The following is a 15,862-nucleotide window of genomic DNA, read 5'->3' on the forward strand; positions in this document are numbered from 1 at the left end:
TCCGAGATGAAGATACAATATAAACAACAAAAATTTCAGAGAGATGCAGCTCAAGCGGTTGTAGATGTATTTGCTGGACAGCCTTATGGTACTCCGACATATATGATGGACAGAGGATTTGAAGGCAAGATGACAGGCTCTAGTCAGACCTTTACACAGGCTTCTCTCATGGAAGATGCAGATTTTACAGGATGGAATAACATGAAGGTTATTCCGGAACTTAATGATGGGGTGATTCTTGAACAGATACAGAAGATTCAGCGATCCAATCAGATAAAGCAGTCAGACAAACTGGAAGGCAAGTATAATCTCACAATAGAAATGGAGACTGGTGTAGGTAAGACATATACATACATCAAGACCATGTATGAGCTTAATAAGCATTACGGTTGGAGCAAATTCATCGTAGTTGTTCCTAGTATTGCCATCCGTGAAGGTGTATATAAGTCGTTCCAGATGACACAGGACCATTTCGCAGAGGAATATGGAAAGAAGATCAGATTCTTTATCTATGACTCATCACAGCTTACAGATATAGATAGGTTTGCATCGGACAGCTCTATCAATGTAATGATCATCAATTCCCAAGCATTTAATGCAAAGGGAAAGGATGCCCGTCGTATTTATATGAAGCTCGATGAGTTTAGAAGTCGTAGACCTATAGATATCATAGCCAAGACAAATCCTATCGTAATCATAGATGAGCCTCAGTCTGTAGAAGGAAAGCAGACAAAGAAGAATCTCGAAGAGTTTAATCCATTAATGACTCTTCGTTATTCCGCTACCCATAAGGCAGACAGCATCTACAACATGATTTATCGTTTGGACGCTATGGAAGCTTATAATAAGAAGCTTGTTAAGAAGATTGCTGTTAAGGGTATCAGTGAATCCGGAAGTACGGCCACAACAGGGTATGTTTACTTATTGAGTATTAATCTTTCTGATAAGAATCCTACTGCAACAATCCAGTTTGATGTAAAGGGTGCTACGGGTATAAGGAAGGTCACAAAGACTGTTGGTGAAGGTTTCAATATATATCCTCATTCAGGAGAACTGGCCGAATATGCGGACAGATACGTTGTTCAGCATATAGATGGAAGAGATGATTCTGTAACCTTCTTGAACGGAACAAAAATATTTGTCGGAGATGTTATCGGAAAATACGATGAAGATCAGCTCCGGAGAATACAGATTAGAGAGACCATTATTTCTCATATTGAGAGAGAACGGCAGCTGTTCTCAAAGGGGATCAAGGTTCTTTCCTTGTTCTTTATAGATGAAGTAAAGAATTACCGTGAGTATGACGAAGCTGGAAATCAGATAAATGGTAAATACGCTGTTATGTTTGAAGAGGAATATAAGGATGTCCTCAAGAACATGCAGTTGGAGATTGGCGATGATGAATACTTAAAGTATCTTGACTCTATAGCTCCTGAGAATACTCATGCCGGATACTTTTCAATCGATAAGAAAGGCCATATGACAGATTCAAAGCTGTCTGATAAGAAAGAAAAGACATCAGATGATATTGATGCATATGACCTTATCATGAAGAATAAGGAACTTCTGTTAGAAAGAGACCCTAAGAAATCTCCTGTAAGATTTATCTTTTCACACTCAGCTCTTCGAGAAGGATGGGATAATCCTAACGTATTCCAGATCTGTACTTTGAAGCAGAGTGGAAGTGATGTACGTAAGCGTCAGGAAGTAGGTCGTGGTCTTCGTCTTTGTGTTAATCAGGACGGAGAAAGAATGGATGCCAATGTCCTTGGCGAAAATGTTCACAGTGTTAACGTGCTTACTGTCATTGCGAGTGAAAGCTATGACCAGTTTGCAAAGGGACTGCAGACTGAAATCGCCGAAGCTGTTGCTGACAGACCTAGAAAGGTTGAAAAGAGCCTGTTTGTTGGAAAAACAATTAAGGACAGCAATGGTGTCGAGTTTATCATTGATGATGCAATGGGGGATGATATACAGTACAACCTTATTGTCGAAAAGTACATCGACAGTAAAGGCCAGCTGACAGAGAAGTTCTATGAGGATGAGAAGACTCACAATATGAAATTCTCAGAGACCGTTGAACCATATGCTCAGGATATTATTGATATTCTCAAGTCAGTTTACGATGCGAAGGCTATGATGCCGGAAGATGCCCGTAAGAATAATGTTGAGCTTCATGTAGACAAGAATAAGATGGCAATGCCGGAGTTCAAGGAACTTTGGGATAAAATAAATTCCAAGTCTGTGTATGTTGTAGACTTTGATTCTGATGAGCTTGTGCGAAAAGCAATAGCTGAGCTGGATTCTAAACTTCGTGTATCCAAGATCAGGATCACCGTTCAGACCGGAAGCATGGAGAAGATAGATTCCAAGGAACAGATTTCCAGCGGTGATGCAATGAAGCTTGAAAAGACCAAAGAGTATAATTCATCTGAATCCATAAGCAGCTCTGTTACTTATGACCTGGTAGGAAAACTTGTTGAAGCTACCGGACTTACCAGAAAAGATATTGTCCGTATTCTGACGGGAATACAACCGGCGGTATTCGAGCAGTTCAAATACAATCCTGAGGAGTTCATTATCAAGGCAGGAAACCTTATAAATGAACAGAAGGCGACAGCAATCATACAGCACATCACATACAACATGATCGATGAAAAATATGATACTGATATTTTCACTGAGCCTACAATCAAGGGTAAGCTCGGCACAAATGCCATGAAAGCAAAACGTCACTTGTATGATCATATTGTTTATGATTCTATAAATGAAAAGGAATTTGCTGAAAAACTTGATACCTGTGAGGATGTAGCTGTATATGTGAAGCTTCCAAATGGCTTCTATATCAATACTCCGGTAGGACATTATAACCCTGACTGGGCTATTTCATTCAAAAAAGGCACTGTGAAGCATATTTACTTTATTGCTGAAACAAAGGGATCTATGGATACCATGCAGCTTAAAGAAATGGAAAACTCCAAGATTCACTGTGCAAGAGAGCATTTCAAGGCTATCAGCAGTGATTCGGTAAAGTACGATGTTGTTCATACCTATGAGGACCTTATGAATTTGCTTAAATAAAGGGAGGCACATTATGGCTGATTTTCAGTATGAAATAGTTGAGGAAATTGGCGTTCTTTCGGAGAACGCCAAAGGCTGGAGAAAAGAACTGAATAAGATTTCATGGAATGGTGCAGCACCAAAGTACGATATTCGCGAATGGGCGCCTGAACATGAAAAGATGGGCAAAGGAGTGACTCTTAACGAGGAAGAGTTTGCTGCTCTTAAAGTTTTGATGAACAGATAATAGAGAGGCGGTGCAAGAATGATTAATCATGAGAAATTAAAGGACAGTCTTGTAAAGTATAAGGCATCATTTGAAAAAAGATGGCCGGATGAACGTTACAAGTGGAGAGCTGTCAAATGGTTCCAGGAGCACTGGGACATCAATGCTGATAATTTCTATGAGATGTTTACTGTGGCAACAGATAAAACATTTAATCTTCTTGTGTCCATGAATAACTTTCCTCGTGGAATGATTCAGGTATATGCGGAACAGGACAAGGAAGCTGTTCGTGAGATGTTCATTGACTTATATGATGAATCTAAACCAGTAACAGACCGTATAGCAAGGTTTCAGGTTAGTGCGCAAGCCCTGTGTGACAGACTGTCTCCAGGCAAGCAGCACTATCAGAGACCTATGGCAATCACGGTCTACTTGTGGTTAAAATATCCCTCCAAATATGATGTGTTCAAATACTCTGTATGTAAGAGTACTTGTCAGTACCTTGAAAATACATTCATTCCAAAGAAGGGTAATATACCTGCAAATATAAAAGGGAATAAGGAACTTATAGATGAGATCCTTACCGAGGTAGAGAAGGATGAAGAACTTCTCACAATGTACAAGGCTAAGCTTGATGATAAGTGTTACTATGACCAGAATTACCGTACATTAGCATTCGACATATCCTTTTACATTGCAAATTATCTGAATGTCTCAGAAGAGAAAAAAGAAGAATGGTTGGCAGGGGACTATAATCCTGGAATCAGTAAAGAACAGTGGGTTAAGTTGCTTAATGATGACGAAGTATTTACAGATCAGGCATTAGAAATTGTGACCCGTATGAGGGATTACGGCGGTCAGGCTACGTGTTCACAACTCTCCACAAAATACGGTGAGACTGCGAATTTCTATAATTTGGGTTCAACTGCTCTGGCAAAACGTATTGCAAAGAAGACCGGTTGTGAGCTTAGAGTAGATGAAGAAGGAGTTACTCGTTACTGGTCATTGCTCTATATTGGAAGATATACAGACAAGGACGAAGAAGGAGCTTTCCTATGGAAGCTTAGAGACGAGCTCGCAGCCGCACTAGAAGAAGTTGATTTATCAGAAGTTGCGTTATATGCCGAGGCGGTAGATGAAAAGCAGTATTGGTGGCTGAATGCAAATCCGAAGATCTGGAGTTTTGCAGATATCAGTATTGGGGAAGTACAGAGCTATACACTATACAACGATAACGGAAATAAGCGCAGGATATTTCAGAATTTTCTCGATGCAAAACCTGGGGATCTTGTGATCGGCTATGAGTCTAATCCGGTAAAACAGGTTGTAGCCCTTGCAAGAATTAGTCAGGAAAACGATGGAAAGAATCTGTATTTTGAGAAGGTTGAAGGCCTAAGTGTACCCATTGACTATGCAGCTCTCAAGGATATTGCCGAGCTTGAAAGGATGGAATATTTCCAGAATCCTCAGGGAAGTCTTTTTAAGCTGACCAAGGGTGAGTATGACCTCATCATGGATATGATTCGTGAGGAGAATCCATTACCTGAGAACACAGAGCAGCTTGAGACTTACACAAGAGAAGATTTCCTGTCAGAAGTATATATGACAGGTGATAGCTACGATGCTCTAAAGAATATTCTTATGAAGAAACAGAATATCATCCTTCAGGGCGCACCCGGAGTCGGAAAAACTTTTGCGGCGAAAAGACTGGCATATTCTGTCATGGGAGTTAAGGATGAGAACAGGATAGAGTTTATTCAGTTCCATCAGAACTACTCTTATGAAGATTTCATTATGGGCTATAAACCTGTTGGAGAAGGTTTCGAGTTACAGTATGGAATCTTTTATAAGTTCTGCATGAAGGCGGCAAATAACCCGGAAGTGCCATATTTCTTCATCATTGATGAGATTAACAGAGGGAATATGAGTAAGATCTTCGGTGAGCTTTTGATGCTGATAGAGAAGGATTACAGAGGCACAAAGGCCACCATGGCTTACAATGGACTTCCTTTTGCTGTTCCTAAGAACCTTTATATAATTGGCATGATGAATACAGCGGATAGAAGCCTGGCGATGATTGACTATGCACTTAGAAGAAGATTCAGTTTCTTCCCAATGGAGCCGGGATTTGAGTCGGATGGATTCAGAAAATATCTTTCTGAGATTAATGATGATACGCTTTATGCGCTTATAGATGTGGTGTCAGCATTGAATAAGGCGATAAAAGAAGATCCTTCACTTGGCTCTGGATTCAGTATTGGCCATAGTTATTTCTGCGGTAAGAAGCCCGGTAATGAAGAGGATTTGGCAGGATGGATGACATCCATTGTTGATTATGACATTATTCCAATGTTGGAAGAGTACTGGTTTGATGAGCCTGATAAGATAAGGCTTTGGAGGAATCGACTGAACGGGGTATTTAATAGCTGATGACTAATGACAAAGGGATACTGATAAAAAATATATATTATATGCTGACATATGCATTTCAGGTCCTTCGTCAGTCTAACTATGACGATATTGCTGCGGAGGATTTTGATAATATTCACGATATGTTTGCGGCTATCCTTGGAAAGGGAGTGGCACAACAGTTAAAACACGGATTATATCGTAAATACGTGAACAGGATCGATGATCTTACAACGCTTCGGGGAAAACTTGATGTTCCGGGAACTGCAAGAAATAAGCTCCAGCATAAACAGAGATTGTCATGTGATTTTGATGAACTGTCAGAAAATAATCTTTTAAATCAGATTCTTAAAACAACCATGATGCTGCTCATAAAGCAGAAAAGTGTGAAATTAGAGAATAAGTCTGTCATTAAGAAGGATCTGTTATTCTTTGATAGCGTGGATTACATTGATCCGGTTATGATCAAGTGGGACAGGATACGATACCAGAGGAACAATCAGAATTACAGGATGCTTCTTAATATATGCAGACTCATTATAGATGGACTGCTCCTATCCACGGAGAAAGGAATCATCAAGATGGCTACATTCCTTGATGATCAGAGAATGAGCCATTTATATGAGAAGTTTATTCTCGAATACTACAGATATCATCATCCTGAACTTAGGGCTAACCCTGATCAGGTACAGTGGAATCTTGATGATGATAACGATATGTGGCTGCCGAATATGATTACGGATATAACATTGAAATCAAGGGATGGCAGAGTACTCATTCTGGATGCTAAGTATTACGGTCAGCAGATGCAGTCAAACTTTGATGTGCAGACATATAGAAATGCAAATCTATATCAGATTTATACATATGTAAAGAACTGGGATAAAGAGCAGACAGGAAATGTTTCGGGAATGTTACTATATGCAAAAACAGATGAAGAGTTCCAGCCATCTAATAGGTTTTCCATGGGCGGAAATAAGATAGCTGTCGGTTCATTGGACTTGAACCTTCCGTTTAAGGAAATAGCCGGACAGCTCGAGAAGATAGTAGCGGACTATTTTACTGAGGCGGTGTAGTTTAAAAGGAGACTACTGGTATGAGTAAAGATCTTTCTCTGATATTTGAAAATAAACCTAAACAATGGGGCCTAAGGGGAGACCCCTATCTTTGGGATGAGATGAAGGATGTATTTGCGGGTAAGACTACGGATATAACAGAAAGAGATCTGGCGGATGAAATATGTGAGTATTATGAGAAGGCTGTCGGTGAACCTTTGAAATATGGTTCCATGGTGTATGTTGAGCGATTTGCTCATGGAGGAATGTCCTCCGGACAAGTTTCCGGAGAATTTTGGATTTGTAAGGGAATTCCATTGCTGATTGATAATCTTAAAAAAGTAAAGTCAGGATATCCGGTTGTGACATTATGCGGAAGCACTCGCTTTAAGGAACAATTTATAGAAGTTCAGAAGAGACTTACATTGGAAGGAAACATTGTTATTAGTGTAGGCCTATTCGGTCATTCCGGAGATGATGAAGTTTGGGATGGGATGGACGAAGGTGCTATATCCAAAACAAAAGAAATGCTCGATGATATGCATAAGAGAAAGATTGACTTGGCAGATTCCATCTTTGTTATCAATGTTGGTGGATATATTGGAGACAGCACACGTTCGGAAATAGAATATGCAGAGGCACATGGTAAAGAAGTAAAATATCTCGAAGGATAAAAAATACATATAATAAAGGGTGCGTAAAATGAAGATATTACTAGTTATAGTTGCTTTTTGTGCTTATATGGTGCTTTGTTTAAGTGAATTAAGTTGGATAACGGAGTAGGACGAAAGCATGATTGCAAACATCTCTATGTCAATAAGCTACTTAACGATGTATAATCGTAAGTAGCTTATTTTTTGAGGTAAACAGTATGGTACAGCGATCGGTAGCGCTTTGTGATGGTGAATTAATAGGAATTGAGTCAATTTATAATATCATCAACGGAAAACCCATATATAAAAAAGGTGAAGTAGAAGCTCTAAGAGAGAAAGGACGACAAGGAAAATTGTTATGTCCTTGCGGATGCGGAGCTAAACTAATTCTTGCAGCCGGAGAGCTTAGATTAGCACATTTCAAAATTCATAATGATCAGAATAATCTTCCTTGCCATTGGATAGATGAAGGTGAAGAATCAATTGATTCTAAACTGGTTTTAAAGAACTGGCTAGAGACTGAACTTGGGACAACCGTACAATCACGTATTCCAATCAACAATGTGTCCGATAGTGATAGAAGGTTCGAATATACTTTCTTATCAAGTAGCAAAGAGATAGCCTTAAGTTATACACACAAAGAGGAAAATCTATCAGATGAAAAATTAAATGTTCTGTTTAGGAATAGCAATTTCAAGGTTATTCTTTTCACGAATCAAAATGATAATAAAGTTGACTGGCAATATCATGAATGGCTTATGAAGATACAAAATAGACAAGGATATTGTTTGTTATTGGATACGAGAGATGTAAAAAATGATGTTGCAAACTATGAGAAAGCAATCGTGAAAGCTATATTTTATGATGATATTCAGGGGACATGGAGAGAAAACTGTCTTGCAGAAGATTATCTAAAAGATTTTCATATTAACTCTGTTGGGGATATCTTAATTCATAAAGAATCATTAAAAACGTTGCTTGATAATAAGAGAAATGAGTTGATTCTTGAAGCACAACGAAGAAAAGAAGAATATGAAAAGCGTAGGAAATGGGAAGAGCTTCAAAAAAAGAGAGAAGATGAGACAAGAAGAAAACGAGATGAAGAACAAAGAAAAATCTTAGAAGAACAAGAAAAGGAATATCTTCGTAAGAAAAAACTTATGGAAGAACAACTTTTCAAAGAACAGCAAGCTGAAGAGATTCGTTTACAGAAGCTTAAAGAGAATTTCAAAAAAACCATAGCTGAGGAACTTGAAGGTTCTGGTGGATTGGTTTATGACCCAGACGGTAATAGATGGTTAAAGTGTAAATATTGTGGGAAGATAGATACAGAAGTAGCATTTCAAAGTTGGCAAGGGAATTTTGGAACATGTAAGGATTGTTTTGATGCATTGCCTCCAGAGGAAATATTTCAGAAACCTAGAGTAAGTGAAAAACCTTATGATCCAACTATTTGCCCTGAATGTGGTGGTAAACTTCGGTTAAGAACAAACCGTCTACGTGGAACACAGTTCTATGGCTGTAGTAATTATCCAAATTGTAGGTATACAAGAAGTGTTTAGGTAATTGATGATTTGCGTTGCACACTCGTGACTTTATTTGTGAGTAAGTATAATATAGGCTTTTCTATTAACGTTCATTTTAATATAATATAACTAATAAAAATATCTAAAGAGGGGGCCACAAATTATGGCAGACGAAGTTGTAAAAGCACCAGAAGTAACTCCTGTAGAAGCTCCAAAAGCAGAAACAGAAAAGAAGCCAGTAGCAAGAGGTCGTAAGAAGGGAACTGCTACTAAGGCCGCAACCACAAAGAAGACTGAGACTGTTGCTAAGAAGCCGGGTAGAAAACCGGGTTCTAAGACTACAACTAAGAAGGCTGACAAGAAACCTGCGGTTAATGTTGCACCAGCACTCGATCTGAATTACAAGGGAATCACTATTGAGTTTAATGACAAGAAGTATTCTCAGAAAGATCTCTTTGCTAGAGTTAACGCCTACATCAAACATCATCCATATATTGTCGCTCATGACATCGAACTTTTCATTAAGCCTGATGAGTCATGTTGCTATTTTACAGTTGATGGATTTAGTAATCCTGATTTCAGAATCGACCTGTAAGAAACTAAGACGAAGCATTGCTCGTGGTGCCTCGTCTTTTTTCAACACTGTAAAATTCTGTTCTAATGTTTGCCATATATTCAGGAGAGGTTTATGGAAATACGTTTGCCAAAAGAATACCTGATAAGAGAAGATAATGGATATATGCCTATATACATTCTCAAACCGCCAAAGGATGTAGAAGAACTTATTGGATATGTTCTGAAGATGCCTCAAAAGAATGTAGAAATCCTGACTGATTCTATAGTTTTATGCAATGGTAATGAATGGAATAAGAATCTCAGAGAGTACCGGTTCATGTTTGAAAAGGAAGTCAAAATCAAAGGAAGACCATCCAAGAGGTACAGATATACTGAGAGAGAAGCTTATATGCTTTATAAGCATATCGACGAACGAAAGATAAAGGCCAGAGCGGAAACGGTACAGAAAGGTTCTGGAAAACTCATACGTGCATCTTTTAGTTCTTATGACAACCATGCGATTGATAAGGTTACGGAATGGCTTATAGCTCCAGATTCAAACGATAAATGGGCGTATGAGTTTTATTATGATCCATTGAAGAACACCGGAAGACATAAGCGAAGTGCCAAAGGATTTTCCATCCTAGAGGAATATCCATTACCTGACATTGCTATCATAAAAAAGTCACGAGATAAGCTCCAATCTATGCTACATGAGTTGGATAACGTAAGGGATCTGAAGCTAATCAATGATAATTCAGTATACATCCGTGGTAAGAATGGCAAGCTTGCAAAGGCTGCTAATTCATCTGAATCCATTGCTTTTACGGCCTATAATATGCTTCCAGCAACTGTAAGAGAACGGAGAGAGAGTAATAATATATATTCCACACCTGAAGCAGAGAAGTTCATTGACCGTCTTATAGAACTTGGATCAGAGATAGAAAAAGAGTGTACCGACTTCTTAGAGAGCTACAGATCAGAACAGATAGCAAGGCTCACTAAAGAAATCAAGGACTTAATAGGAATAGACATAGAGACACTCATTTAGTGCCCTCGAATATCTTCATCCCCGGATTCCAATTCAAGATTATCTGATAGCCAAGGTCTTCAAGATACTTTCTGGTCTGTGTGGTTATGTCGGTGCCGTTAGTGATCAGAACGGATTTGTATGACTCATCAACTAATCCAGTCATGAATCCAACATCAGGAGCATAGAGCTTCCGGGGCTTTATACAGTACTTTATCCGGAACTGGACCGGAATATTGTTGGCATCTACAGCCCAAAATCTGCTCGGAGTATAGATTTGGAATTTCGTGAATCCCTCTTTCTTCAGTTGTTCCTGCACCGCAGTAGCAAACTCTTTGACCTTCATAGCTAAAATCCTTTTCTCATATTTATTCTCTAAGATACATCGGCCGGAATGGATGAATGATAAACATTAAGATAAGTGGATTTTCTTAAGACAAAAAGTGACCACCCAAGCCATAGTGCCTGAGCGGTCTTTTCTTATGCTACTAAATCCATTATGAGTGTGTATTCTGTCCCATCTAGAAAATAAGTATAGTACACCTTATCGTCCTCCACAAACCTTTCTAAATCTTCGATATAATAAGTCTTGATTTCGAGGTATCTTCCGGTTGTGGAGACGATATTGATTTCATTTTCTGATAAACAATATTCATCGATAACAAACGCTTCCGCATCGACAGAGTGAACAGTGTATTTTTCTAACTTTACCTCCGCTCCATAAATAATATTGTTTCCTAAATCTTCCATAAGATTAGCGAAATTAGAATTCATTTTTTATTTCTCCTTTGTTTTTTGTTCGTTCATGTAAATGATGCTAATGGTTGTATCGATATTAGTATTTCTGCGTGTACTAAAATGGATACATTTTCGTGATCAATATGAACTATCAGTTTTACCTTATTAATTATGAGAGATTAAAAATAAAAAAGTCTGATTTTAGAGGAACCGAAATTTTGAACTATTTATTTTCTAATCTGGCATAATCTTTTTTTACATTAAATGAACAATTGTTCTTGAAAAACGGCAAAATGAGATTATAATAATTCTAGAACGTAGGTTTTGTTTTTTGGAGGGTATTATGATAACTATGAAACCAAAGGCACAGGCTTTCCTGATAGAGAACAATAATCGAGTCATAGAAGTCCGAATTGTAAGTGTTAGTGATGGGATGAGTGTTGTAAGACCACTACATTCCAATGGTGGATTCAGAGTCAGAAACAATAGACTCTATGAAACTAAGGAAAAAGCCGAAGAGGTACTTACTAAGTTATCTCATAGGAGTGTCGTTCATAATGAGGAGAAACCAATATCAACAACTCAAGAATTAGTATTTATGCATCCACATTCGTTAGGTTGGTAGGAGTACATATATGAGTAAGAGATTTCCGGTAGATGTAATATTACAACATAATATAGACGGCACAATCATTCCGATCAGACTTAGATTTACTTCTGAAGAAGGAGAGAGGCAGGAATATACCGTGAAAGGATATAGGGATTTGTCTGGTCAGGAGACAAGAACAATGCCGGACGGAGTATTTGTTGGTGGAAATGACCTGGTCTATCAATGCAAACTTCTTGTAAATAATCAACAGAGAATGATATATCTTCATCGACAGCCGGATGGTTCATCTTGGTTCATGACTGTGATAAACTAAGTACATAAGCAAGCGTAAACTTAAAAACAAGAGAATGAGGCGCGGATATGGATGAGCAGGATGCAAAAGAATTTCGTTGTTGGCTGATTGAGAAAGGTTTTACTGAAGGTGGGGCTGACCAATTAATTAGAAGAATAAACGAAAAACGTCCGGACCGAGCAGACTTGTTACAATATCATAATTGGATCGGTGAGTTTGGCAAAGATAAATCTGGATACTACGCCCTTATAAGGGGGACAGATAACTAAGCTGTAATAATTATAAAAATAATGGATATGGTTGGTTGGATAAAAGACTTTATAGAAAAATTCGGAGAGTTCACGCTACCTTGTGAATACAACATAAAAAATCAGGATCTTATTTATGTCTCTGTGACTATTCATAAAAGAGAAGAGTATCTGACATATAGTGTTGAGGTCAATGCCAAAGTCGGAGATCCTATGATAGTTAAATCTGCTCCGCCTAAGCTAAGAGCTTATATAAATGAAAATATCGAACAGCTGCTAGATGAGGCTATAGTTCTCATATATCATGGATTTAACACCAATACTTATGTCGTTGAGGATTCGGACGGAATATTTATCGCAGAGATAAGTGACCTATATGAGAAACTATTAGTGTCTGGTTTGGAGCACGACTATACACAGATATACAACAGGACGATAAGTGGATTACCTGGACCAAAAAGATACTGTAATTCAAATGTCTTCTTCACGAGGATGGCAAAGAAAGAGAAACGATATTCTCTAAAGGACTCAATGAATTATCTTAAACTTAATAGGTATGAGTTCGCTCTAAAGGAACGGAGTAAAGAAGAAATTTCTGATCCAATTATTTCTGTGTCTACCCCGGACATTACTCGGAAATTCGGAAATGATAATAAGGAAACCTTCGACTTTGTGGTCGTAGAGCTTCTTCTGAGACACGATTTAGGTATACAGGATATGGATGCCTATGTGAAGGAGAACCTCCAGATGCTCAATAAGAGGGCATTGGATAAGATTGCTGTGAACAAGAAGTATCAGAGCTTCGATGTTCCGGTAGAGTATTTGAAGCTGTATAGTATCGGGACGCATATGAAGACCGGGGTGCGGATGATGTATGAGCTGAAGAATGTGAGTATATAGCAATAAGAGCGAGGAAAAGATATGAGCTTAATTCTTTATGTTATTGCAATTATTATCTGTGGCTGGCTTATTACGAAAATGATTCCAGTTATATTCAGATTTTCTATATATTGTTTTATTTGTATACCTGTATGGATATTATTATCTTTTATACCTGGATTCTATGATGAAAGTGGATTTATCATCTTATTATTTATCATAGCCTTTATAAGAACGTTCTTTAAGAACTCATCAAAGAATAAAAACCAGCCAAATGTTACCTATCCATCATATAATTATAATTTTGAAAGTTTTAAAAACTATGTTTTAAACAAGCGGACTGGTATAATACATGAAAAATGGAGCTCTTCGGCAGATACGATAAGTGAAAAGCATCGGAAAGAATTAAGTTATTCAGATGCTCAAGAGCTTATAAATAAGAGCAGAAAGTATCGATTCAAAGAATAATAAGTGAGGGCAAAGCATTATGGAAGTTGTTAAAAATGGAAAGACCTATGAAGTTACAGAGACTACTCAGAAATGGAGTATCAAAAATAAGCTGGGTATAATGGCTATATCTTATGATGTATCAAAGAAAGATTGCGCCACAATCGAAGAACTTCAGCAGTATGTTGATGAGACAGATATTTTGAATTAAAAGGAAGCATTACAATAGCGCTGGTACGTATGAAGATCCAGACGTGTATAATACGATTGATGTACGAGCTGAAGAGCTTTTGATCCTCTTGTATTATTAGGCAGATGGTGTTACACTAACCGTAATATCAGATGAATGTTTATAGTGTCAGGAGGGAAATATGATACTTCCAGTTATCGTAGCATGTGTAGTAGCTTCAACAACCTATTGGTTATTAAGCTGTAAAAGAAAATAATAAAGACAACAAGACCGCCCAAGCCTTAGTGCTGAGTGGTCTTTAAAAGGCTATCTATCAATGAATCAGCTCCGCCGGGGTGTTTTCTCAAGCGCACCTTTGGCGGAGCTTTTTTGAATACAAAAAAGACCGCAGTCTCCCGTCTTGAGAACGATAGTTCTCACGGTGCACGACCGCAGTCTTATACATACATGAATATATCACGAATGTCCATATTATACAGGCTATAGTCGCTCGCATTTGAAAATGGATTCCTGCGACATAGGACCACCACCTGTGGGGCATAGGATAACATAAGATTTGATGCCTTGCAATACCAAAAATTAATCATGTACACTCTTATGCTGGCATCTCAAGATAGAATCCCTGAAAAAAATCAGCACCGAGCTGTTTCATACAATCGAACTCGCCCTTAGTCTCAATGCCTTCAGCAACGATCTTAACTCCGCATTTATGAGAAGCTTCTATGATTTTATTACAATTCATCTGTTTAGCTTTATCAGAATCTACTCCGGTCAAAAGAGAGCGATCCAGCTTAATGATATTAGGTTTCATAAATTCAGCAATCTCTTCAGTGTTTAATCCAGATCCGAAGTCATCCAATGCAAGAAAGTTATCACATAAAGATATATGTTTACGTTTCAGAGCGGAAATTACAGGATCGAATTCAGGATATTCTAAAGTCTCTACAATAAAGTGAGGGAGGTTTGCGGAGAAATAATCCCCAAAAGCCTGTATTTCCTCGTCGGCAAAGGTCTCGCATGGGAATGAGTTTATAGAAGGCAATTCGGAATATCCACGAGCCCTGAATTCTTTCATAGCCCCAAACAGAGTGGCAACCTCTAGAGTATATAGCTCATTTCTACGGGTATATTCATTTATCAGCTCAGTGACGGTCATATTGAGAGGCCTCATCAGAGCCTCTCTTGCAAATACAGACTTCCCGTCAGGGTAGAAGATGGACTGGAAGACATAGTTGATCTTCAGCTCTGATAAAGCTGCGGACATTTTGGGCGAAAATGGAATATCGTTGAACTGTATCATCTAAACCTCATTTATTTAAGCAACTGCCGCTTTATGCTGTTTCGCTACAAAGTAGCTCATCATGGCAGAAAGATGACTATTTCCGAACTTTTCAAAATCAGGAATAGTTGTGGAAGAAGTAAATCTGCTCCAGGAAGACTTTAAAAACTCTCTGTAAGTGTTGTCAGTATCAATAATGGTTGCTTCAGCGATACGATCATCAAGCATATCCTTTGTGATTTTGAACATTACGGTTTCCTCCATTGAAATGAACAGATACATCAGATCAGGCAATAAACAAATTGCATGATCTCATCACAACATTCGCTATCTTACTACTGAGTAGCAATATGTCTATAGGGCCAATTATTATATTTTTATAAAAAAATTAAACTCTGTTAAATTGCAGGAATATGCAGTGAAAAATAAGGGATTAAGACGTAGCGTATGATGAAACTGTAGTCGGAATAACATATCCTGCGGAACAGATTATTACAGTAATCCATATATCTTCATATTTTGTAATGACACCTCTATATACCCGAAGTAGTTCTAAGTTATATACTCGTTAAAGAATGATTTAATGAACGAGGGATAGGTTGTGAAAGAAGAGAAAGTAACGATTAGAAGTCTGATAGTATATGGTTTATGTACCATAATTTGGG

18 protein-coding genes are annotated in these 15,862 nt (G+C 38.1%); 14 read left to right on the top strand and 4 right to left on the bottom strand.

Translation table 11 applies throughout. The features are described from left to right. Nucleotides 1-6: 6 nt before the first annotated feature. From BXO88_RS10925 to BXO88_RS10960, 8 genes are all read left to right on the top strand, one after another. Nucleotides 7-3,081, top strand: coding sequence for a type III restriction-modification system endonuclease (locus BXO88_RS10925; RefSeq protein ID WP_078037766.1), 3,075 nt, complete (start codon nt 7-9; stop codon nt 3,079-3,081). A gap of 13 nt (nt 3,082-3,094) precedes the next feature. After that, complete coding sequence (locus BXO88_RS10930) at nt 3,095-3,307, top strand: YdbC family protein (RefSeq protein ID WP_078037767.1); 213 nt, start codon at nt 3,095-3,097, stop codon at nt 3,305-3,307. An 18-nt stretch (nt 3,308-3,325) separates the two neighbouring features. Then, nucleotides 3,326-5,716: an AAA family ATPase gene (locus BXO88_RS10935; protein WP_078037768.1), complete on the top strand. Its 2,391-nt coding sequence runs from the start codon at nt 3,326-3,328 to the stop codon at nt 5,714-5,716. Beyond that, entirely contained in the window at nt 5,716-6,771 is a 1,056-nt protein-coding gene (mcrC, locus tag BXO88_RS10940) for a 5-methylcytosine-specific restriction endonuclease system specificity protein McrC (RefSeq protein WP_078037769.1), read from the top strand. The genes BXO88_RS10935 and mcrC overlap by 1 nt, the downstream gene beginning before the upstream one ends. A 20-nt stretch (nt 6,772-6,791) precedes the next feature. Further along, nucleotides 6,792-7,424 carry a hypothetical protein gene (locus tag BXO88_RS16880; RefSeq protein ID WP_242945205.1) on the top strand — a complete coding sequence of 211 codons (633 nt, stop codon included), beginning with the start codon at nt 6,792-6,794 and terminating at the stop codon, nt 7,422-7,424. Between the two features lie 197 nt (nt 7,425-7,621). Continuing rightward, a complete protein-coding gene (locus tag BXO88_RS10950; RefSeq protein WP_078037770.1) occupies nt 7,622-8,965 on the top strand; it encodes a topoisomerase DNA-binding C4 zinc finger domain-containing protein in 1,344 nt (447 codons plus the stop codon). A gap of 127 nt (nt 8,966-9,092) precedes the next feature. Beyond that, nucleotides 9,093-9,524, top strand: a complete 432-nt coding sequence (locus BXO88_RS10955; protein ID WP_078037771.1) for a DUF6465 family protein — start codon at nt 9,093-9,095, stop codon at nt 9,522-9,524. 93 nt (nt 9,525-9,617) lie between these two features. Next, the gene (locus BXO88_RS10960; RefSeq protein WP_078037772.1) at nt 9,618-10,535 is read left to right on the top strand and encodes a hypothetical protein; all 918 of its coding nucleotides are present in this window, start codon (nt 9,618-9,620) and stop codon (nt 10,533-10,535) included. Here BXO88_RS10960 and BXO88_RS10965 read toward each other — a convergent pair. Both BXO88_RS10965 and BXO88_RS10970 read right to left on the bottom strand, forming a co-directional pair. Further along, the gene (locus tag BXO88_RS10965; protein ID WP_078037773.1) at nt 10,528-10,860 is read right to left on the bottom strand and encodes a hypothetical protein; all 333 of its coding nucleotides are present in this window, start codon (nt 10,858-10,860) and stop codon (nt 10,528-10,530) included. The two genes, BXO88_RS10960 and BXO88_RS10965, sit on opposite strands and share 8 nt — an antisense overlap. Nucleotides 10,861-10,994: 134 nt before the next feature. Next, on the bottom strand, nt 10,995-11,288 hold the full coding sequence (locus BXO88_RS10970) for a hypothetical protein (protein WP_078037774.1): 294 nt from the start codon (nt 11,286-11,288) through the stop codon (nt 10,995-10,997). 307 nt (nt 11,289-11,595) lie between these two features. On the opposite strand from BXO88_RS10970, the gene BXO88_RS10975 reads away from it, so the two are divergent. The 6 genes from BXO88_RS10975 to BXO88_RS16560 all read left to right on the top strand — a co-directional run bounded on the left by BXO88_RS10975 (nt 11,596) and on the right by BXO88_RS16560 (nt 13,939). Further along, a complete protein-coding gene (locus BXO88_RS10975) occupies nt 11,596-11,877 on the top strand; it encodes a hypothetical protein (RefSeq protein WP_078037775.1) in 282 nt (93 codons plus the stop codon). A gap of 10 nt (nt 11,878-11,887) precedes the next feature. Continuing rightward, nucleotides 11,888-12,175 (top strand): hypothetical protein, encoded by a 288-nt coding sequence (locus BXO88_RS10980; protein ID WP_078037776.1) that lies wholly within the window; start codon nt 11,888-11,890, stop codon nt 12,173-12,175. Nucleotides 12,176-12,222: 47 nt separating this feature from the next. Continuing rightward, nucleotides 12,223-12,423: a hypothetical protein gene (locus BXO88_RS10985; RefSeq protein WP_078037777.1), complete on the top strand. Its 201-nt coding sequence runs from the start codon at nt 12,223-12,225 to the stop codon at nt 12,421-12,423. Between the two features lie 123 nt (nt 12,424-12,546). Continuing rightward, a complete protein-coding gene (locus tag BXO88_RS10990; RefSeq protein WP_139355574.1) occupies nt 12,547-13,302 on the top strand; it encodes a hypothetical protein in 756 nt (251 codons plus the stop codon). 21 nt (nt 13,303-13,323) lie between these two features. After that, the gene (locus BXO88_RS10995; RefSeq protein WP_078037779.1) at nt 13,324-13,749 is read left to right on the top strand and encodes a hypothetical protein; all 426 of its coding nucleotides are present in this window, start codon (nt 13,324-13,326) and stop codon (nt 13,747-13,749) included. Nucleotides 13,750-13,768: 19 nt separating this feature from the next. Continuing rightward, the gene (locus tag BXO88_RS16560; RefSeq protein ID WP_168171690.1) at nt 13,769-13,939 is read left to right on the top strand and encodes a hypothetical protein; all 171 of its coding nucleotides are present in this window, start codon (nt 13,769-13,771) and stop codon (nt 13,937-13,939) included. A 574-nt stretch (nt 13,940-14,513) separates the two neighbouring features. Here BXO88_RS16560 and BXO88_RS11000 read toward each other — a convergent pair. Together BXO88_RS11000 and BXO88_RS11005 are read right to left on the bottom strand one after the other, a co-directional pair. After that, nucleotides 14,514-15,218 carry an EAL domain-containing protein gene (locus BXO88_RS11000; RefSeq protein WP_078037780.1) on the bottom strand — a complete coding sequence of 235 codons (705 nt, stop codon included), beginning with the start codon at nt 15,216-15,218 and terminating at the stop codon, nt 14,514-14,516. A gap of 15 nt (nt 15,219-15,233) precedes the next feature. Further along, on the bottom strand, nt 15,234-15,446 hold the full coding sequence (locus BXO88_RS11005; protein WP_078037781.1) for a hypothetical protein: 213 nt from the start codon (nt 15,444-15,446) through the stop codon (nt 15,234-15,236). Between the last annotated feature and the right edge of the window lie 416 nt (nt 15,447-15,862).

This window comes from Oribacterium sp. C9 (genome assembly GCF_002007235.1).
GTDB lineage: Bacteria > Bacillota > Clostridia > Lachnospirales > Lachnospiraceae > Oribacterium.

Coding starts and splice junctions, on each gene's coding strand:
- BXO88_RS16560 (WP_168171690.1), top strand. CDS start 13,769: ATGGAAGTTGTTAAAAATGGAAAGACCTATGAAGTTACAGAGACTACT.
- BXO88_RS10950 (WP_078037770.1), top strand. CDS start 7,622: ATGGTACAGCGATCGGTAGCGCTTTGTGATGGTGAATTAATAGGAATT.
- BXO88_RS10970 (WP_078037774.1), bottom strand. CDS start 11,288: ATGAATTCTAATTTCGCTAATCTTATGGAAGATTTAGGAAACAATATT.
- BXO88_RS10930 (WP_078037767.1), top strand. CDS start 3,095: ATGGCTGATTTTCAGTATGAAATAGTTGAGGAAATTGGCGTTCTTTCG.
- BXO88_RS16880 (WP_242945205.1), top strand. CDS start 6,792: ATGAGTAAAGATCTTTCTCTGATATTTGAAAATAAACCTAAACAATGG.
- BXO88_RS10935 (WP_078037768.1), top strand. CDS start 3,326: ATGATTAATCATGAGAAATTAAAGGACAGTCTTGTAAAGTATAAGGCA.
- BXO88_RS10960 (WP_078037772.1), top strand. CDS start 9,618: ATGGAAATACGTTTGCCAAAAGAATACCTGATAAGAGAAGATAATGGA.
- BXO88_RS10980 (WP_078037776.1), top strand. CDS start 11,888: ATGAGTAAGAGATTTCCGGTAGATGTAATATTACAACATAATATAGAC.
- mcrC (WP_078037769.1), top strand. CDS start 5,716: ATGACTAATGACAAAGGGATACTGATAAAAAATATATATTATATGCTG.
- BXO88_RS10955 (WP_078037771.1), top strand. CDS start 9,093: ATGGCAGACGAAGTTGTAAAAGCACCAGAAGTAACTCCTGTAGAAGCT.
- BXO88_RS10965 (WP_078037773.1), bottom strand. CDS start 10,860: ATGAAGGTCAAAGAGTTTGCTACTGCGGTGCAGGAACAACTGAAGAAA.
- BXO88_RS10995 (WP_078037779.1), top strand. CDS start 13,324: ATGAGCTTAATTCTTTATGTTATTGCAATTATTATCTGTGGCTGGCTT.
- BXO88_RS10985 (WP_078037777.1), top strand. CDS start 12,223: ATGGATGAGCAGGATGCAAAAGAATTTCGTTGTTGGCTGATTGAGAAA.
- BXO88_RS11000 (WP_078037780.1), bottom strand. CDS start 15,218: ATGATACAGTTCAACGATATTCCATTTTCGCCCAAAATGTCCGCAGCT.
- BXO88_RS10975 (WP_078037775.1), top strand. CDS start 11,596: ATGATAACTATGAAACCAAAGGCACAGGCTTTCCTGATAGAGAACAAT.
- BXO88_RS11005 (WP_078037781.1), bottom strand. CDS start 15,446: ATGTTCAAAATCACAAAGGATATGCTTGATGATCGTATCGCTGAAGCA.
- BXO88_RS10925 (WP_078037766.1), top strand. CDS start 7: ATGAAGATACAATATAAACAACAAAAATTTCAGAGAGATGCAGCTCAA.